Origin of the sequence: Rhizobium sp. CFBP 13726 (assembly GCF_014841925.1) — a bacterium.
Classification (GTDB): domain Bacteria; phylum Pseudomonadota; class Alphaproteobacteria; order Rhizobiales; family Rhizobiaceae; genus Neorhizobium; species Neorhizobium soli.
Map to the genome: position 1 here is coordinate 333,796 of NZ_JACYUU010000003.1, position 18,225 is coordinate 352,020.

Below are 18,225 nucleotides of genomic sequence, written 5' to 3' on the forward strand. Positions count from 1 at the left end.
AATTCAAGGACATCGCTTCCGGGTTTTAACCCCATATGTCAAGCGTCCGACCGGTTCTGTCTCTTCTGGCGACGAAACTCGAATGTCAGATGGGTGATGAGCGCCGCAAGGATCAGCGCCCCGCCCGCGATCGTGCGCGGTGCCGGGATCTCGCCGTGGATCACGGCGACCCAGACGGGCCCGAGAACGGTTTCACCAGTGCCGAGCAGGGCAGCCAGCGCTGAGGGGATAAGCCGCGCACCGGTGACGAACAGTGCCATGCCGAGCCCGAGATTGAGCGCACCGAAGATTAAGAGAATACCGAGTTCGCCCGGGGTGACCGCGAGGTTCGAAGACATCGTCAGCGCGATCATGCCGGCTGCAAAGCATCCGAAGCAGGTGGCGGGTGTCATCCGCACATGCGGGTAACGGCGGGTGATGACGGTCGCCAGCGCAAACACCAGCGGAATGATCAGCGCCAGACCGTCTCCGAGCGGCGAGACCTTTCCGGTAAACGAGGACGATACCATGATGCCGACACCGACGATCACGGTGCCGATCGCAAGCCAGGTAACGCCCGATATGCGCTCGCCGTAAAACAGCCAGACCATCAGCGCCGCAAACAGCGGCACACCGGCACCGAGCAGCACCACATTGGCGACGGTCGTATACTGGATCGATATGATGAAGCAGGTGGACGCCACCATGAAGCAGAGGCCGACCGAAAGGCCCGGCCAGCCCATGCTGCGAAACAGCGCCACCGTGCCGCGCGGCCCGTCGCGCAGCAGCATGAAGGCGAGCAGGAACAGGGTGCCGAACAGGCTGCGCCAGAACACGATCGTCCAGCTGTCGGGGATATCGAGAAAGCGGGCGATCGCACCGCCGAAACTCCAGGCAAAAGCAGAGCCGAAGACGAGCAGGGCGCCGATACGGTATTCCGAGCCGGGAAGGCTCGCGGGGATCGTGCCGGCCAAGGGTGGACCCGGTGGGGTGGGCGGCGGGAAGGGCGCGGGCATGGGACTGTTCCGGTTGCTGGAGCAATTCCAGCGTCAGCATGTTCTACTCTGCTTGCGGAACTTGCCTCGGGCAACCTAGCGCCGGCCCAAAGGCGGGACTGATCCACCCACGTCAGCCAATGTCGCTTTCCGCTCGCTAGGCTCTCAATCGGCCAAAGAAAAACCCCGGCGAACCGGGGTTTCTGAAGAATAGCTATTTGGACGCCGCGGGCTTTCGTTTGAACAGCCCCTTCATGTTGTCGAACAGCTCGATCTTGGCGCCGTGGCGCTTCATGATCAGGGCCTGCTGCGACACCGAAAGCGTGTTGTTCCATGCCCAGTAGATCACGAGACCGGCCGGGAAGGACGCCAGCATGTAGGTGAAGACCAGCGGCATCCAGGTAAAGATCATCGCCTGTGTCGGATCCGGCGGCGTCGGGTTCATGCGCATCTGGATGAACATCGTGATGCCCATGATGATAGGCCAGACGCCGATCATCAAGAAATGCGGGACGTCGTAAGGCAGAAGACCGAACAGGTTGAACAGCGATGTCGGGTCCGGCGCGGAAAGGTCCTGGATCCAGCCGAAGAACGGCGCATGCCGCATTTCGATGGTGGTATAGATCACCTTGTAGAGCGCAAAGAAGACAGGGATCTGCAGCACCACAGGCCAGCAACCGGCGATCGGGTTGATCTTTTCTTCCTTGTAGAGCGCCATCATCGCCTGCTGAAGGGCCATGCGGTCATCACCGTGCTTGGCCTTCAGCTCTTCCATCCGCGGCTGCATGCGCTTCATGTTGGCCATGGAGGCATACTGCTTGCTCGCCAGCGGGAAGAAGAGCAGTTTGACGACGACGGTTGTCAAAAGGATTGCCACGCCGAAATTGCCCACGTGACGGAAGAAGAAGTCCATCAGTTTGAACATTGGCTTGGTGATGAAGTAGAACCAGCCCCAGTCGATCACCAGATCGAAATGCGGGATCTTGAGCTGCTCGACATACTGGTCGATCAGCGGAACTTCCTTGGCGCCGGCAAACACGAGGCTCTTCAGCTCTGTCGACTGGCCGGGAGCGATCGAAAGCGCGTCGCCCTTGTAATCCGCTTGGTAACGCGGCTGGCCGTCGGTGAAATGCGTGAAGCGGGATTCGAACGGCATCGCCTGTGGCGGCACGATCGTCGAGGCCCAGTATTTGTCGGTAATGCCGAGCCAGCCGCCGGTCGCCTTGGTGTTGGCGACAGCCTCTTCCTCGATATTGTGATAGGTATGTTCGCTGAGGCTGCCGTCTGCACCGAGAACGCCGATGAAGCCTTCGTGGATGACCCAGACGGACGGCGTTGCCGGCTTGTTGTAACGGGTCACGCGGCCATAGGAGGAGATCGAAACCGGCTCTTGGGTCGGGTTGTCGATCTTGTCGTTGACCGTGATCATGTAGTGTTCGTCGATCGCGATGGTGCGGTTGAAGACGATGCCCTTGTCGTTCGTGAACGACAGCGTCACCGGCGTTTCGCGCGTCAGCCGGTCGCCGCCAGCAAGGGTCCACCGCGTGCCGGAACCGGGTACGGTGCCGCTGGTGTCGCTGCCGATGTAGCCAAGCTCGGTGAAATAGCCGTCTCTGGTATCGGCCGGGGAGAATAGCGTGATGATCGGGCTCTTGTCGTCGACCGTCTCATGATATTCGCGAAGCTTCAGATCGTCGAAGCGAGCGCCGACCAGGTTGATGGAGCCGGAAACGGCCGCGGTCTCGATCGCAACGCGCGGAGACTTTGCAAGCGCCTCTTCGCGGGTAGCCGTCGCCTGCGCCTGGTTTGCGCCAGGAAGGTTGCCGGTCGAGGTTGCAGCGCCCGGGCTTTCCGGCGTGAAGTTCTGTCCGGCCTGCTCGGTTGTCTGCTGCTGCTGCGCAAGCCGTGCTTCGTCGGCGCGCTGCTGAGCTTCCATCCTCGGGTTCATATAGAGGAACTGCCAGGCAAGGACGATCATCACAGAAAGTGCGATCGCGATGAAGTAATTGCGGTTTTTTTCCATCATGCTTTCCTGGAAAGGGTCTCCTCGGACCGCTTCGATTTCGGCAGGCTTTCGATGCGCTCGATGAGCTGTGCCGTCATGTCTGCAAACGGGGTCTTGAGGACCTCCCTCCGCGCGACAATGACATAGTCGTGTCCGTTCTTCATTGCAAATGCGGCTGAGTGCCGAACCGCCTCTTTCAGGCGGCGGCGCATGCGGTTTCGTTCAACCGCGTTGCCATGCTTCTTGGTAACAGTAAATCCGACCCGCGGCGCTTCGTCCGGCTGATGTCGATCGAGGACTTCCAGAAGGAAAGTCCGGCCGCGTCGGGTTTCACCCTTTCGCACGGCAAGGAACTGCGGCCGGCTTTTCAGCCGCCCGGCAGTCTTCTTGTTCGTAGGTTCGGTCGTCATCGCCCGCTATCCGGGCATCCCGGCGTTAAGCCGAGAGACGAGCGCGGCCACGTGAGCGGCGAGCGGCAAGAACCTTCTGGCCACCCTTGGTTGCCATGCGGGCGCGGAAGCCGTGACGACGCTTGCGAACAAGCTTGGACGGCTGGTAGGTACGCTTCATTTTTTTAATACCGCGGTGTGCGGCCCTTCTTGAAGTTTGCTTCGTTAAAAGCAAGAGCGTTTAGGAAACGTTCGGGCGCCGGCCGCAGTGCGACTGGGAGCCTTGTGAACGTGCGCGGCTTATAAGGGGAAGAGGCGCGAAAAGTCAATCGCAGCACCGCGATTGCGCTCGGTTCCGGGCAAGTGTCTGACGAAGTTGGCTGGATTCTGGATGTCGCGTTAACGCTTGTGTCCACACGGGCTTTCCATGTCCTGTAAGCCTGACGGATGAAAACCGTGCTTTCCCGGAGTAGACCCCATGTATTTTCGTGGATTCGGGAGACTTCAGTCAGTTGCGAGGCAGCGCTAGACTAAGCAGGCGCTCACTAATTGAGCTTTTGATCATCAACAAATGTTAATCTCTCAGTGCTATTTCTCGCACCATCAAGATGTAGGGGTTTAGGGCCCTCCGCATTTTTCAATTTGTCGCTTCGGGGGAATGCATTGTGAAGATAAGAGCCAAGATCAACATGCTCGTTGGTGTGATGAGCGTTGTAACCTGTGTCATCGGTGGCATATCGCTCTTCGCAGTCCAGAAATACAATCAACAGACTAGAGACTATGCTGCTGTTGCGCAGCGTGTGTACCAGGGTGAGCATCTTAACCGCATGGTGACGGCCGTTGTTATGGATGCGCGGGGCGTCTATGCAGCCAAGGACGCAGCAAGCGCCAAGCCGTTCGGCGATGGTATCATGAAATCGCTTGCCGAAATCGAGAAGCTCATCGCCGCTTGGGGGCCGACCGTCCCGGCGGAGGAGAAGGAAATCTTCGACAAACTCGTCGCGCGCTTCCAGGAATTTAAGGCCTTCCGCTCCGAGACTGCGCGTCTCGGCCAGGCCGAAGGGCCACAGGCCGCCAACGTTCAGGGCAATAACGACGCCAATCGCGCCAACCGCAAGGCGTACCAGGAGCAGATCGACGCAATCGTCAAGATCGACCAGGCGGCGATGGACAAGCTCAGCGCCGAAATCGACGGCTTTGGCGACATGATCTTCTACAGCGTGCTCGGTGCTACCCTGCTGGGTGTGATGGGTGGTCTGGCATTCGGCATTTCGCTCGGTCGCAAGCAGATAAGCCAGCCGATTCTCGAGCTTACGTCTTCGATGAAGCGCCTGGCCACCGGCGACTACGCTGCAGCTGTGCCCTTTGCCGGCCGTGCCGACGAGATCGGAGACATGGCCGAGGCCGTCGGCGTGTTCAAGAAGAACGGCCTCGAGGTGGCGCGGATGAGCGGTGCCGAAGCTGAGATGCGATCGAAGAACGACGATCTCCAGGCGCGCATGGCCAACGTCGTCGGCGCAGCGGTCGAAGGTGATTTTTCGCGGCGCATCGACAAGCAGTGGGGCGATGAAAACCTCGACCGGTTCGCACGCAATGTCGATCAGCTTGTCTCAAGTGTCGATGCAGGCGTGGCGGAAACGCGCCGTGTCATCGGCAGCTTGGCGGAAGGCAAGTTCGACGACAGCATGGCCGGCCATTTCAAGGGCGCCTTTGCCGAACTGCAGCAGAACGTCAATGCGACGATGGACACGCTGCGTGGCACGATGCGCAACATCCGTGCCGGAACCGGCGCGATGAACGACGGGGCATCCGAACTCAGCTCCGCCGTCAACGATCTCTCCAAGCGCACCGAGCAGCAGGCAGCGGCTCTGGAAGAAACCTCGGCGGCACTCGACGAGATCACAGCTGTCGTGAAGACCTCGACAGAGCGCGCCACCGAGGCGACCGTGATGGTGAGCGAAGCCAAGACCAGTGCCGTGCAGTCCGGTGAGGTGGTGCGCAGCGCGGTCGACGCCATGGGCCGTATCGAGCAGGCATCGCGCGAGATTGCCCAGATTACCAACGTCATCGACGAGATTGCCTTCCAGACCAACCTCCTGGCGCTCAACGCCGGTGTCGAGGCAGCTCGTGCGGGCGAAGCCGGCAAGGGATTTGCCGTCGTCGCACAGGAAGTGCGCGAACTGGCGCAGCGGTCGGCCAGTGCGGCCAAGGATATCAAGGCGCTGATCGGCAAGTCCGGTGACGAAGTAGCGGCCGGCGTGCGTCTCGTCCAGAACACCGGCCATGCCCTGTCCGACATCGAATCCCGCGTCATCAGCATCAACGATCACATCAACTCGATCGCGGTTGCATCGCGCGAGCAGGCGACCGGCTTGGCGGAGATCAACAGCGCCATCAACCAGATGGATCAGGTGACGCAGCAAAATGCCGCGATGGTGGAAGAAACATCCGCCGCGACCTCGAGGCTTTCCGGTGAAGCGGACAATCTTTTCGCACTCGTATCCAAGTTCCGGATCGACGGAGAAGCGTCGGGTCATCGTGCGCCCGTCGCGGTCGCTTCCGGTTCTGCCTCCGCAAGAACACCGGCGCCCCGCGTGTCCCCGGTCAAGACCATGACCAAATCGATCGCCCGCGCCTTTGGCGGCGGATCCGCCGCTGCGGCAGCGGCGCCGTCGGCAAGCGCGGACTGGGAAGAGTTCTGAGCCGAACCAACCGTGCAAGCGAACAGGGGCCCAGGTGGTATCGTCCATCCGGGCCCTTTGTTTTTGTCGGTTCTGTCGTGCTTCAATCTAGCCCAGGAAACGCTCCAAGGCCGACTTCCGGTTGGGGGGTGGAAAAAATGCGCCAGAAAGCTAGAATATGCAGATGATTGCAGCCACCACCGAACGGCTGGACAGGCGAGATAACGATGACGAGCCACATGGATGATGCGGCCGAAACTCCAAAGCAGGAGCAATCGGCGCAGACCGGAACAGCCTCCAGGGCGTCTGCCGAGCAGATGCCGCAGCTTTTCCGTGGGCTCTCCGGTCGTCTTCTCTGGCTGACGATCGTCTTCGTGATGCTGGCCGAAATCCTGATCTTCATGCCGTCTGTTGCCGGGATGCGGATGAACTGGCTGCGTGACCGGCTGGATACTGCCGCTGCGGCCGGAATCGTCATCGACGGACTTCAGCCGGCGGAACTGCCCCGCGCCGTGCAGGACGACACGCTTCTTGCCACCGGAACCAAGGTGATTGCGCTGCGCAAGGACGGGACCTCGCGCCTGCTGGCAGCAGTCGATGTGCCGCCGCAGATCGACGAGCAGTATGATCTGACCGATACGCCGCTTCTGGTGACGATGCGCGACGCGCTGGACACGCTGTTTTTGGGCGGCGGACGCGTCATGCGCATCTACGGCCCGATCGGCGAAAGTGACATGATCATCGAACTGGTCATGACCGATGATGCTCTGCGCAAGGATATGCTCAAATACGCGAAGATGATGTTTCTCCTGTCGCTGCTGATTTCGATCATCACGGCAGTTCTTATCTTCCTCGCCATCAACCGCATGATGATCCTGCCGATCCGGCGCCTGACGAAAAGCATGCAGAAATTTTCCGAGCAGCCGGAAGATCCTGCGCGTGTGTTTACTGCCGACCGGTCTCGTGGCGAGCTCGCCGTCGCCGGCCGGCATTTGTCGGCCATGCAGACGGAGCTGCAGCGGACGCTGAAACAACAGCGCAACCTGGCCGATCTCGGTCTCGCCGTCTCCAAGATCAACCACGACATGCGCAACATCCTTGCGTCAGCGCAGCTGATGTCGGACCGCCTGACCGATGTCGAAGATCCGATGGTGCGCAGCTTCGCACCAAAACTGTTGCGCACGATCGACCGCGCCGTCGGCTACACGACCGAAGTGCTGGCTTACGGGCAGGCCTCGGAAGCCGCGCCGAAGCGGCGCCGGATTCTTCTCGCCGAACTTTTCCAGGAAGTGCGCGACATCCTTGCCATCGATCCTGATGCCGGCATCGAATTTCACGATCAGATCGCCGTCGATCTCGAGGTCGATTGCGACAGCGAACAGATTTTCCGGGTGATCCACAACCTTTGCCGCAACGCGCTGCAGGCGCTGGTGACGTTCGAGCCGGACGACAAGTCGATTGCGCGCCGCATCACGGTGTCAGCCCACAGGGTCGGCAGCGTCGTCAGCATCATGATCGACGACACCGGCCCCGGCATGCCCCGCAAGGCCCGCGAGAACCTGTTCTCGGCCTTCCGCGGTTCGGCCCGGTCCGGCGGCACCGGTCTTGGCCTGGTGATCGCGCGCGAGCTTGTCCTCGCCCATGGCGGCACGATTGCGCTGGTGGAAAAGCCGACCGAGGGTACTCAGTTCCGCATCGAAATTCCCGACCGTCCCGTATCGCTGGACGACTACCGCGCCCGCGCCTGATCGCAAAATCACGCAAATTCAGGGGCTTGCGAACTATTTGACATGAAAATGACAGCCGCTGACCGAAAATCGCTTGCAATCCTTTGCCGCAGCATTTAGAGGATCGCCACGCAAGCAAAACACACTGCTTGCAGACGCACCCGTAGCTCAGCTGGATAGAGCACCAGACTACGAATCTGGGGGTCAGGAGTTCGAATCTCTTCGGGTGCGCCATTCTCTTCTTCCCAAGAATGTTCTCTCAACTCTCGGTCCGCCGGCAATCATTTTTGTTGATTTGTCGATAGGGGATATGCGACCTGCTGTTCCGTCAATTCGGAGCGAGAACCATGCAGAACGCAAACATGCTGTCATCGAGAGACGGTGGCTCCGGCGCTAGTGGGGGCATCTCCGGCTTTCTTTCCGGCGGTGTGAAGCCGGTCGCGGTGTTGTTCGGCATCTACTTCATACTCAGCATCGCCATTCGCGTGTCGCTTCCCAATTCGTTGACGCTCGACGAGGCTGAGCAGTCGCTCAACTCGCAGTTCTGGCTGCTCGGCTACGGACCGCAGCCGCCTTTCTACAACTGGGTACAGAACCTGTTCGTTGGCGCGCTCGACATCTCGCTGCTGTCGCTGGCGCTGCCCCGGTTCGGAATGCTGTTCCTGGTCTATCTGTTCATGGGCCTTGCCGCGCGGGAACTGCAGGTCAGCCGCAGCTTTGCCGGCCTTGCCATGCTCAGCCTGACGCTGCTGCCGCAGGTTTCCTTCATGCCGCAGCAGGATCTTACCCACACGATCGCGCTCCTGATGGCGACCTCCCTGTTTCTCTACGGTCTTTGCCGCACGCTGGTGCGTCCTGACTGGCAGGGATATGCGATCATCGGCATTGCGATCGGGATCGGTACGATCTCGAAGTACAATTTCGTCATCCTTCCTGCCGCGACGATCGTGGCGGTTGCGCTCGATCGGGACTGGCGCGCGCGTCTTCTTGATCCGCGCATGCTGCTCGCCGCCGTCATCTGCATTGCCATCGTCCTGCCGCACGCGGTCTGGCTTCTCGGCAATCTCGATCTCGCAACGCGTGGCACGCTCGGCAAAATGGTTGAGTCGGATGCGCCGCAGGGTATTTTCCGCGTCACCAAGGCGCTCGGATCGCTCCTCGTCGCCTGCCTCGCCTTCGGCGCACTGGCTGTCGTCGTGCTGGCACTTGCATTCAAGTCGTCGGTCAAACGGGCGGTCAGGGCAGGGGATCGCTGGACCACGCTGTTTGGCCGCATCATGCTGTTCTCGCTGGTCGGCGTGGTTGCGGTCGTCCTCGTGGCTGGAACGACACGGATCACCGAGCGCTGGCTCGACCCTTATCTGCTGGCATTGCCGCTATATCTGCTGCTGAAATTCGATCGCGCCGGGGCCGACCTTGGTTTGGGTTTCAAACGGCTGGTCCCCGTGTTTCTGGTGATCATGGTGGTCGTGCTGGTACCTGGGCCGGCAAAGGTTCTTACGGCAGGCCTGCTTGGACCTCCGGGCCGTATCAATATGCCGTTTGCTGACCTGGCAAAGCAGATCCGCACCGAGGATCGCCCGGCAACCATCCTGGCACTCGGGATGCATCTTTCCGGCAATATCCGCATGCAGTTTCCCGATGTACCGGTGTTCGACATCGACAGTGCAGCGGGCAAGCGCGCGATGCGGGATCTCGCGCCGCCGGTCCTCGTGATCGAGGCGGATGGAGACGGTGCCGTTGTCGAGCCGAAACTCGATGCGGCAATGCTGGAAAGCGCGACCGGTCTTTCCGCCACCGATTTCCGGACAAGGCTCGTTCCGTATCATCGCGCGCCGGACCGAAACATGGGCTTCCGGTACCTCTGGCTTCGCTGAGGCCGGTTTCAAAGAGATCAGGCCGGTGAGATCCGGCAACAGGTTCAAGCGCGTCAGGGGCGAAACATGAGATGGAAACGTACGATCCAGTTGCTGGATGTTCATGCCGAAGGTGAGATCGGACGGGTCGCAATCGGTGGCGTCCCGAAGATCCCGGGCGATACGGTCGCAGCCCAGCTTGCTTGGCTGAATTCCGATCCCAAGGGCCACGAACTGCGCCGCTTCCTCTGCCTGGAGCCGCGTGGCGCCCCGATCGGTTCCGTCAACCTGCTGCTGCCGGCGAAGCATCCGGATGCGGATGCAGCCTTCGTGATTCTCCAGCCGGATCAGGCGCATGCCAGTTCCGGGTCCAACTCCATCTGCGCCACCACCGCGCTTCTGGAAGCTGGTATCGTCGAGATGAAGGAGCCCGAGACGGTTGTGACGCTGGAAACGGCTGCAGGCCTCGTCAGGGCCATTGCTACCTGTCGGGACGGACGGTGCGAGAAGGTGAAGCTCACCATGGTGCCGTCCTTTGTCCATCAGCTTGATGTGACGATCAGCACACCGCAATGGGGAGATGTCACGCTCGACCTGTCCTACGGCGGCATCTTCTATGCATTGGTTGATGTCGACCAGATCGGCCTGAAGATCGAGAAGGGCAATGCCGCGGAACTGGTCAAGGCCGGCATGATCCTGAAGGATCTGGTCAACCGGCAGGTCGAGGTCGTACACCCTGAAATTCCCGAAATTTCCGGCGTTGCTTATGTGATGTTTCGCGATACGGAAGTGGATGGCACGGTTAGAACCTGTACGACAATGTGGCCGGGCCGGGCAGACAGGTCGCCCTGCGGCACCGGCAACTCGGCCAATCTCGCAACGCTTCACGCGCGCGGCAAGGCAAAGGTCGGAGACAGCTTCATCTCGCGCTCCATCATCGGCACCCAGTTCGAAGTGGGATTGGCTGCCGAAACGACGGTAGCCGGCAAACCTGCGATCATTTCGACGATAGCGGGACGCGGTTTTACATTTGGTCTGCACCAGATCGCGCTTGATCCGTTCGACCCACTGGCCGATGGTTTCGCGATGACGGATGTCTGGGGTCCGTCAGCCGGAGAGATCTAAGCGGAGGCCGTCGGCGAGCCTGCGTTGTCTCGACGGACTTAGATATCTCTGCCGTTCTTGGCAGGAGTCTCAATGTCGCCCTGCTTCAGAACCAGCGTGTTCATACCCTCGTTCATGTCCTGCTTTGGCTGAGAGGGGATCATGCCGAGTTCCTGGAACTCCATGACCTTCTGGGCGCCGAACAGGTCGCCCTTCTCGGCAGCCTTGCGATAGAGGTCGACCGCCTTCTGCGCGTCGGCCGTAATGCCCTCGCCGCTTTCGTACATCAGGCCGAGGTTGATCATCGCATCGGTATTGCCGCGCTGTGCAGCCAGATCGTACCAGGCAATCGCCGTCTGATCGTCGGCCGGCAACATCGTGCCTTCGTCATAAATCGCGCCGATATTGAACGCAGCGGTATCGTCGCCTTCAGCAGCTGCCTTTTCAAACCAGGTGAGCGCCTTGGTAACGTCGACCTGAGTTCCCAGGCCATCGCGATAGGCGACGCCAAGATTGTAGGCTGCGAGCCGGTTACCGCCGTTTGCGGCTTCGGTATAGAGACGGAATTCCTGCTGCTCGTCACCGAGGCGGCCCATCAGCATGCCGAAGTTAACCTTGGCTGCAGGGTAGTTTGCTTCGGCAGCTACATTATAAGCCGTCATCGCCTGATCGGCCTGTTCGGAATTGTTGAGCGCGCGGCCCAGCTGATAGGCGAAACGCGGGTTGCCGGTCGCCTCGTAAGCGGTGCGGCACGCATCAACGGCCTTCACGTCGATGTTTGCGATATCGACCGGAGCAAATGAACCATTGCGCTGCTCGTCGAACGGGCTGCCGGCAAGCTGGTCGCACTCGGTCTGAAGAGCTACAGTCACGAGGAGGTTGGAACGCTCCTGGGCACTCAGGGAAACCGTCAATGCACAGAAAGCTGCGGCAGCGCCTGCTGCAATTGCCAATCCCCTGTTGACTTTCGAATTAAGGGATTTCATCTTCTCGCTCCGGCTGGTAGAACTGTTCGATTGGTGGACGAACGCCGGAAATGCGGACTGGTTCCTGCCGATCTTAAGCTTTCATTGATAAATGGTATCCAGCCTGTGCACATTTGCGTGTAATCGGGGCGTGTAGTGATGGGGTTCCACACTATCGTCCGCGTCAGTTTGTTGTCGCGGTGATTGTTTTGAGCGGAATGTTGATGCTAATGGGGATGAACTCTTCCAGCGCCAACAACCGCCCAGAGGCCCCATGAATACCATCAGTATCCGCCGCCCCGACGACTGGCATCTGCATTTGCGTGACGGCGCGGTTCTCGAAGGGGTGATCGGCGATACCAGCCGGCATTTCGCGCGCGCGATCATCATGCCCAATCTGGTCCCGCCGGTGGTCACGACCGCAGACGCAAGAGCGTACCGCGAACGGATCATGGCGGCGCTGCCTGTTGGAGACCGGTTCGAACCGCTGATGACGCTGTACCTGACGGAACAGACCGATCCCAATGATCTCGAAGACGGCAAGAACAGCGGCCTGATCACCGCAGTCAAACTCTACCCCGCCGGTGCCACCACCAACTCGCATGGCGGCGTGCGCGATTTCGACAAGGCGATGCCGGCGCTGGAGCGCATGGCAAAGATCGGCCTGCCGCTTTGCGTACACGGCGAAGTCACGACGCCGGACGTCGATATCTTCGACCGCGAAGCCGTCTTCATCGAGACCGTTCTCGATCCGCTGCGCAAGCGCCTGCCGGAACTGAAGGTGACGATGGAGCATGTGACCACGGCCGACGGCATCGACTATATCAAGTCGGCCGATTCCAATCTGGCCGGAACGATCACCACCCATCACCTGATCATCAACCGCAACGCGCTTTTGGTGGGCGGTATCCGCCCGCATTATTACTGCCTGCCGGTCGCCAAGCGCGAAAACCATCGCCTGGCACTGAGAGCCGCGGCGACTTCCGGCGATGCCCGCTTCTTCCTCGGCACCGATTCGGCGCCGCATGTGGATCCGCTGAAGGAATGCGGTTGCGGTTGCGCCGGCATCTATACCTCGCTCAACACCATGAGCTGCCTTGCCCATGTGTTCGAACAGGATAACGCGCTCGACAAGCTCGAAGCCTTCACCTCGCTGAACGGCCCTGCTTGGTATGGCCTGGCGCCCAACGAAGAAAGCATCTCGATGGTTCGCCAGGCTGATCCGGTTGCTTTCCCGGACAAGCGGGACACGGGGGCTGGCCTCATCACCGTGTTTGATCCGATGTTTCCGCTGCACTGGGAAGTCGTTGAAACCTAAGCGGCATTTGGCAGGAAATTTAAGCTTGACGGTTGCTTGGTAATAATTTGGAGACAAACGGGAGATAGTTTTCCGCCCGTTACCTGACTTCGATCACCGAAGAGTTTGCCGGCATGACGCTAGACTATAAATCTCTTCTGCTTGCACTCGGCGTTTCTGCCGCGTGCCTGATGGTGACCTTGTTCGGCACCTGGTTTTCAAGGCGGACCGATTCTTTCCTGCTGACGCTGGTCATCGCATTGAGCATGACGGTAACCGGCATCTTCGCCTATGGCTTCTACACGGCCGAAGCCGGTACCCTGACCGCATCCGTCGCATACGTGTTCATGATCTCCGGCCTCAGCGTGATATACGGTGCTTCCGTGCAGTTCCGCACCGGTGCAAGGCCCTGGCGGCTTGCCGCACTTTTGGCGCTTGCGGCGATCGCCCCGGGTCTGCCGCTGATGATCGGCGGTCTCGACGGGCTGGGCTTCATCCTGATGAACATTGCAGCAGCGCTGCTTCTTGGCGGTACGGCATGGCAATACTGGCTGGCGCGCAGCGAAGCGCCCGGTCCGCTGACCGGCATGGCCATCCTTTATGCGATGAGCGGATTTTCCTTCGTTCTGTGTGCATCCGTCCTCATTGCCAACCAGCAGTGGGTGCTGGGTCACGCCCCGAACAACTGGGCCGAGACGCTCAATATCGGCATCTGCATCGCCGGCATGACAGGCATCGGCGCGCTCTCGCTGGCGCTTCACCAGTGGCGCATGGCAGCGCTCCATCGGCGCGAGGCAATGACCGATGCGCTGACCGGACTGATGAACCGCCGCGCCATGTTCGAGCGCAACGGCGGTCGGATGCTGGGCACCTCCACCGCAGTCATCGTGTTCGACATCGACCGTTTCAAGACAATCAACGACCAGTACGGTCATGCGGTCGGCGATGAAGTGCTGAAGATCTTTGCCGAGGATCTGCTGGTGGAAACGCCGGGCCCCAACACCGCGCGACTGGGCGGCGAGGAATTCGCCGTCCTTCTCGACAATGTTCTGCCGGGGCGCGCCGAGCGGATCGCCAACGATATCCGCAATCGTTTCGGTGCCCGTGACATCACGGTCGGGGTTGACCGCGTGCGCTGCACGGTCAGCGCCGGAATCGCGGTGGGTTCCCAATCGGGCGTGCTTTTCGAAACTGTGCTTAGCCTCGCCGATGCGGCACTTTACGAAGCAAAGCGGGCCGGGCGTGACCGCGTCCAGGTCTCAGGCTACCTGCGGTCAGTGTCGTCGGGCGAAAATCGCACAAGCGCCTGAAAACGCCTGAATTCAGTAAATCGTACCCGCCTTGCGCTGGCGCGGTCTCCCGCTTGCTGATATTGCGGCGCGTGGTTTCTAGATGCAGTTCCGACGAGAATGTCATGCGGCCTTACCGCCGGGACTTGCGACACGATGAATCGAGCAAAGGAGCGGGCGCATGATTCAGACCACATTTCCGGACCGTAGCGTTATGGCCGAACTCATGGCCAAGATGCTGTGGGAAATCGGTGCGGTGCATTTCAATGCCGAAAAGCACTACAAGTTTGCCTCAGGCATGATGAGCCCGGTCTATATCGATTGCCGCAAGCTGCTGTCCTACCCGCGCATCCGCTCCACCATCATGGATTTCGCCGTGTCGACGCTTCTGCGTGACGCCGGCTTTGAAAAGTTCGATTGCATCGCAGGCGGCGAGACCGCCGGCATTCCTTTCGCGGCGCTCCTGGCAGACCGCCTGGCGCTGCCGATGATCTATGTCCGCAAGCAGCCCAAGGGGCATGGCCGCAACGCCCAGATCGAGGGTAACCTGCCGGAAGGTTCGCGAGTCCTCGTCATCGAGGATCTGACCACGGCCGGCGGTTCGATGTTCAAGTTCATCGATGCCATCCGTGCTGCCGGCGGCGTCGTCGATCATGGCATGGCCCTGTTCTACTACGGTATCTTTGACGAGGGCGCGCTGCGGTTTGCCGATGGCAAGGTGCAGTTCCACCACATCGCCACATGGCGCAACGTGCTTTCGGTCGCCCGCGACCAGAAGCTGTTCGACGAGAACACGCTGTCGGAAGTCGAGGCATTTCTGGATGCCCCGCTGGCATGGTCGGCCCGCAACGGCGGCATCAGCGAACTGCCCCGCTAAGCATTCGCGGAACGCGAGCTTTTGCTCTGGTCAACGGACAAAAGCTCGCTTATTCCTGTCGAAAACAGGCAAATTCCTTGGGAGGAAATCAATGATCCTGTGCTGCGGCGAAGCTCTTATCGACATGCTTCCGCGTGAAACGACGCTCGGCGAAAAGGGCTTTGCGCCCTATGCCGGTGGTGCGATTTTCAATACGGCCATCGCGCTCGGGCGCCTCGGCGTGGACACGGGCTTCTTCACGGGCCTTGCCGATGACATGATGGGGGATGTGCTGCGCGACACGCTGCGCGGCAGCAATGTCGATTTCAGCTACTGCGCCATCACCGCCCGCCCGTCCACCATCGCCTTCGTGAAGCTGGTGGATGGCCATGCTACCTACGCCTTCTACGACGAGGGAACGGCTGGCCGCATGATCACAGAGGCCGACCTGCCAGCGATCGGCGACGATTGCGAAGCCCTGCATTTCGGCGCGATCAGCCTCATTCCGGAACCCTGTGGCTCGACCTACGAAGCGCTGATGGCCCGCGAGCAGGGCAAGCGCGTCATCTCTCTCGATCCGAACATCCGTCCCGGCTTTATCAAGGACAAGGCCTCGCATCTCGCGCGCATCAACCGCATGGCGGCGATGTCTGATATCGTCAAGTTCTCCGACGAAGACCTCGCCTGGTTCGGATTGGAAGGCGATGAGGACACGCTTGCCCGCCACTGGCTGCATCACGGCGCAAAGCTCGTCGTCGTGACCCGCGGCGCCGATGGTGCAGTCGGCTACACCGCCAATCACAAGGTGACCGTGCCGAGCGAGAAGGTGACGGTGGTCGATACGGTCGGTGCCGGTGATACGTTCGACGCCGGTGTGCTGGCATCCCTGAAAATGCAGAACCTGCTCACCAAACCGCAGATCGCAAGCCTGTCCGAAGATCAGATTGCGGCCCTTCTGGCGCTCGGCGCCAAGGCTGCGGCAGTCACCGTCTCGCGAGCAGGGGCGAACCCGCCGTTTGCCCACGAGATCGGGCTCTGACAAGGACCGTGTCGCCTGCCAGCTGTCCTCGTTGAAGAACGAGGCAGCGGCAGGACAGGCTTAATTTGGCATCGGGATGTTTTGCATCACATTGGGCCAAAGGCCAGTAACGCCAATGAAGATCAGATAGAGCGCCACCACGTAATTCAGAATGCGCGGCATCAGAAGGATGACAATCCCCGCGATGAGCGCGACGAGCGGCTGTATGAAGACGATCGATTGCATTGTCTTGGCTCCTGGTCAGACTATGGGCGTTTCGCCAGCAACGGCAGAAGTGTCCGCGCCTTCACAAACTCGGTGAGGAGCTATTGGTTGCTCGGAGCGCCAATCACGACGAGTGCGGCATGCGCTTCCGTGGTATCAAGGATGAGCCGGGCGAACCCGGCTCATCCTAAGGCGTCTCAGGCAATCAATGCCTTCACCAGACCTTGCGTCGAGCCGTCCTGGTCGTCAGCGGCGGCCTTGCCCTGCACGACTGGCAAAAGACCGGTCGCCAGTTCCTTGCCAAGCTCCACGCCCCACTGGTCGAAGGAATTGATGCGGAACAGCACGCCTTCGACAAAGACCCGGTGCTCGTAGAGCGCGATCAGCCGGCCGAGCGCAAACGGCGTCAGCTTGTCGTAGACGAAGGTGATCGACGGGCGGTTGCCGGTGAAGACCCGATGCGGCGCGATGTGGCTGGCCTTCGCCTCGTCCATGCCGGCCTTTGCCAGCTGCGCCTTGGCCTCATCCAGTGTCCGGCCTTTCATCAGGGCCGCCGACTGCGCCAGGCAATTGGCGATCAGCAGATCGTGCTGATGGCGAAGCTCCGGCTCGAAGCCAGTCTTTGCAATCATGAACTCGGCCGGAATGGCGCTCGTGCCTTGGTGGATCAGCTGGTAGAAGGCATGCTGGCCGTTGGTGCCGGGTTCGCCCCAGACGACCGGGCCGGAATTGCCTTCGACCGGAGTTCCATCGATCGTCACACCCTTGCCGTTCGATTCCATGTCCAGCTGCTGCAGATAGGCCGGGAAGCGCAGCAGCCGCTGGTCATAGGGAAGGATCGCGCGGGTCGGGTAATCCAGCACGTTGCGGTGATAAAAGCCGACCAGGCCAAGCAGCATCGGCAGGTTCTGCGCGGTCGGCGCCGTGCGGAAATGGGTATCCATCGCATGCGCGCCATCGAGAAACTTGCCGAAATTCTCAGGACCGACGGCAAGCATCAGCGGCAGGCCGATCGCCGACCAGATCGAATAGCGACCGCCGACCCAGTCCCAGAAGCCGAACACCCGGTCCTGGTCGATGCCGAAGGCGGCAACCTTGTCGAGCGCCGTCGAGACCGCGCAGAAATGATGCTTCACCGCATCGTCGCCCAGCTTGTCGGCGATGAACTTGCGCGCCGTGGCGGCATTGGTCATCGTCTCGATCGTCGTGAAGGTCTTGGACGCCACGATGAAGAGCGTCGTTTCGGCGTCGAGATGCTTCAGCGTGTCGGCAATATGGGCGCCATCGACATTGGAAACGAAATGCGCGCGTGGGCCGTCATGGAAAGGCGCAAGTGCCAGCGTAGCCATGACCGGGCCGAGATCGGAGCCGCCGATGCCGATGTTGACGACGTCGGTGATCGCCTTGCCCGTTGCGCCCTTCAGGCTGCCGGAGCGGATGCCGTCTGCGAATTTGCCCATCGCCGCAAGCACGGCGTTGACATCAGGCATCACGTCCTTGCCATCGACCATCACCGGAGCGTTGGAACGGTTGCGCAAGGCGGTATGAAGAACGGCACGGTCTTCCGTGAAGTTGATGGCGACGCCCGAAAACATCTCGTCGCGCTTTTTCGCAACACCGGCAGCTTCGGCCAGCGTCTCGAACAAAGCGAGGATGTCGTCGTTCACCGCAGTCTTGGAATAATCCATGGTGAGGTCGTCGAAGCTGACGCTGAATTTCCCGAACCGGCCGGGATCAGCAGCAAAAGCCGCGCGGATATCCGTGGCATTTGTCTTCTCGGCAGTGGATTTCAGCTCGTTGACGATGGTCTGCATGGACGTTCCTCGCATTCGGATGGAT

Annotated in this window: 15 protein-coding genes and 1 tRNA gene; 9 read left to right on the forward strand and 7 right to left on the reverse strand. The window is 60.4% G+C overall.

Annotation, left to right across the window (positions count from 1 at the left end; translation table 11 throughout):
• Positions 1-38 precede the first annotated feature (38 nt).
• The 4 genes from IFT66_RS15675 to rpmH all read right to left on the reverse strand — a co-directional run bounded on the left by IFT66_RS15675 (position 39) and on the right by rpmH (position 3,549).
• Positions 39-995 (reverse strand): DMT family transporter, encoded by a 957-nt coding sequence (locus tag IFT66_RS15675; protein WP_192078176.1) that lies wholly within the window; start codon positions 993-995, stop codon positions 39-41.
• A gap of 193 nt (positions 996-1,188) precedes the next feature.
• Positions 1,189-2,997 (reverse strand): membrane protein insertase YidC, encoded by a 1,809-nt coding sequence (gene yidC, locus IFT66_RS15680; protein ID WP_062453972.1) that lies wholly within the window; start codon positions 2,995-2,997, stop codon positions 1,189-1,191.
• Positions 2,997-3,389, reverse strand: a complete 393-nt coding sequence (rnpA, locus tag IFT66_RS15685; protein ID WP_062453971.1) for a ribonuclease P protein component — start codon at positions 3,387-3,389, stop codon at positions 2,997-2,999. Before rnpA ends, yidC begins: the two co-directional genes overlap by 1 nt.
• Before the next feature lie 25 nt (positions 3,390-3,414).
• Positions 3,415-3,549 (reverse strand): 50S ribosomal protein L34, encoded by a 135-nt coding sequence (gene rpmH, locus IFT66_RS15690; protein WP_062578914.1) that lies wholly within the window; start codon positions 3,547-3,549, stop codon positions 3,415-3,417.
• A gap of 484 nt (positions 3,550-4,033) precedes the next feature.
• Here rpmH and IFT66_RS15695 point away from each other — a divergent pair, with 484 nt between their 5' ends.
• The 5 genes from IFT66_RS15695 to IFT66_RS15715 all read left to right on the forward strand — a co-directional run bounded on the left by IFT66_RS15695 (position 4,034) and on the right by IFT66_RS15715 (position 10,757).
• A complete protein-coding gene (locus tag IFT66_RS15695) occupies positions 4,034-6,070 on the forward strand; it encodes a methyl-accepting chemotaxis protein (RefSeq protein WP_192078177.1) in 2,037 nt (678 codons plus the stop codon).
• 218 nt (positions 6,071-6,288) lie between these two features.
• Positions 6,289-7,797 (forward strand): sensor histidine kinase, encoded by a 1,509-nt coding sequence (locus tag IFT66_RS15700; protein WP_113109678.1) that lies wholly within the window; start codon positions 6,289-6,291, stop codon positions 7,795-7,797.
• 136 nt (positions 7,798-7,933) lie between these two features.
• Positions 7,934-8,010: transfer RNA gene (locus IFT66_RS15705), tRNA-Arg, on the forward strand.
• 113 nt (positions 8,011-8,123) lie between these two features.
• Positions 8,124-9,653 (forward strand): glycosyltransferase family 39 protein, encoded by a 1,530-nt coding sequence (locus IFT66_RS15710; RefSeq protein WP_249406462.1) that lies wholly within the window; start codon positions 8,124-8,126, stop codon positions 9,651-9,653.
• A gap of 66 nt (positions 9,654-9,719) precedes the next feature.
• Positions 9,720-10,757, forward strand: coding sequence for a 4-hydroxyproline epimerase (locus tag IFT66_RS15715; protein WP_192078178.1), 1,038 nt, complete (start codon positions 9,720-9,722; stop codon positions 10,755-10,757).
• Positions 10,758-10,795: 38 nt separating this feature from the next.
• Here IFT66_RS15715 and IFT66_RS15720 read toward each other — a convergent pair whose 3' ends face one another.
• Positions 10,796-11,722, reverse strand: coding sequence for a tetratricopeptide repeat protein (locus IFT66_RS15720; RefSeq protein ID WP_184654141.1), 927 nt, complete (start codon positions 11,720-11,722; stop codon positions 10,796-10,798).
• Positions 11,723-11,975: 253 nt separating this feature from the next.
• Between IFT66_RS15720 and pyrC the strand changes: the two genes are divergently transcribed.
• From pyrC to IFT66_RS15740, 4 genes are all read left to right on the forward strand, one after another.
• Positions 11,976-13,019, forward strand: a complete 1,044-nt coding sequence (gene pyrC / locus IFT66_RS15725) for a dihydroorotase (protein ID WP_062578919.1) — start codon at positions 11,976-11,978, stop codon at positions 13,017-13,019.
• Between the two features lie 113 nt (positions 13,020-13,132).
• Complete coding sequence (locus tag IFT66_RS15730; RefSeq protein ID WP_192078179.1) at positions 13,133-14,308, forward strand: GGDEF domain-containing protein; 1,176 nt, start codon at positions 13,133-13,135, stop codon at positions 14,306-14,308.
• A 160-nt stretch (positions 14,309-14,468) separates the two neighbouring features.
• Entirely contained in the window at positions 14,469-15,164 is a 696-nt protein-coding gene (locus IFT66_RS15735; RefSeq protein ID WP_062453965.1) for an orotate phosphoribosyltransferase, read from the forward strand.
• A gap of 91 nt (positions 15,165-15,255) precedes the next feature.
• Positions 15,256-16,182 carry a carbohydrate kinase family protein gene (locus IFT66_RS15740; RefSeq protein ID WP_192078180.1) on the forward strand — a complete coding sequence of 309 codons (927 nt, stop codon included), beginning with the start codon at positions 15,256-15,258 and terminating at the stop codon, positions 16,180-16,182.
• A gap of 60 nt (positions 16,183-16,242) precedes the next feature.
• Here the strand turns inward: IFT66_RS15740 and IFT66_RS15745 are convergent, their stop codons facing one another.
• Positions 16,243-16,407 carry a DUF3096 domain-containing protein gene (locus IFT66_RS15745; RefSeq protein WP_082471821.1) on the reverse strand — a complete coding sequence of 55 codons (165 nt, stop codon included), beginning with the start codon at positions 16,405-16,407 and terminating at the stop codon, positions 16,243-16,245.
• Positions 16,408-16,583: 176 nt separating this feature from the next.
• A complete protein-coding gene (gene pgi / locus IFT66_RS15750; protein ID WP_192078181.1) occupies positions 16,584-18,200 on the reverse strand; it encodes a glucose-6-phosphate isomerase in 1,617 nt (538 codons plus the stop codon).
• Between the last annotated feature and the right edge of the window lie 25 nt (positions 18,201-18,225).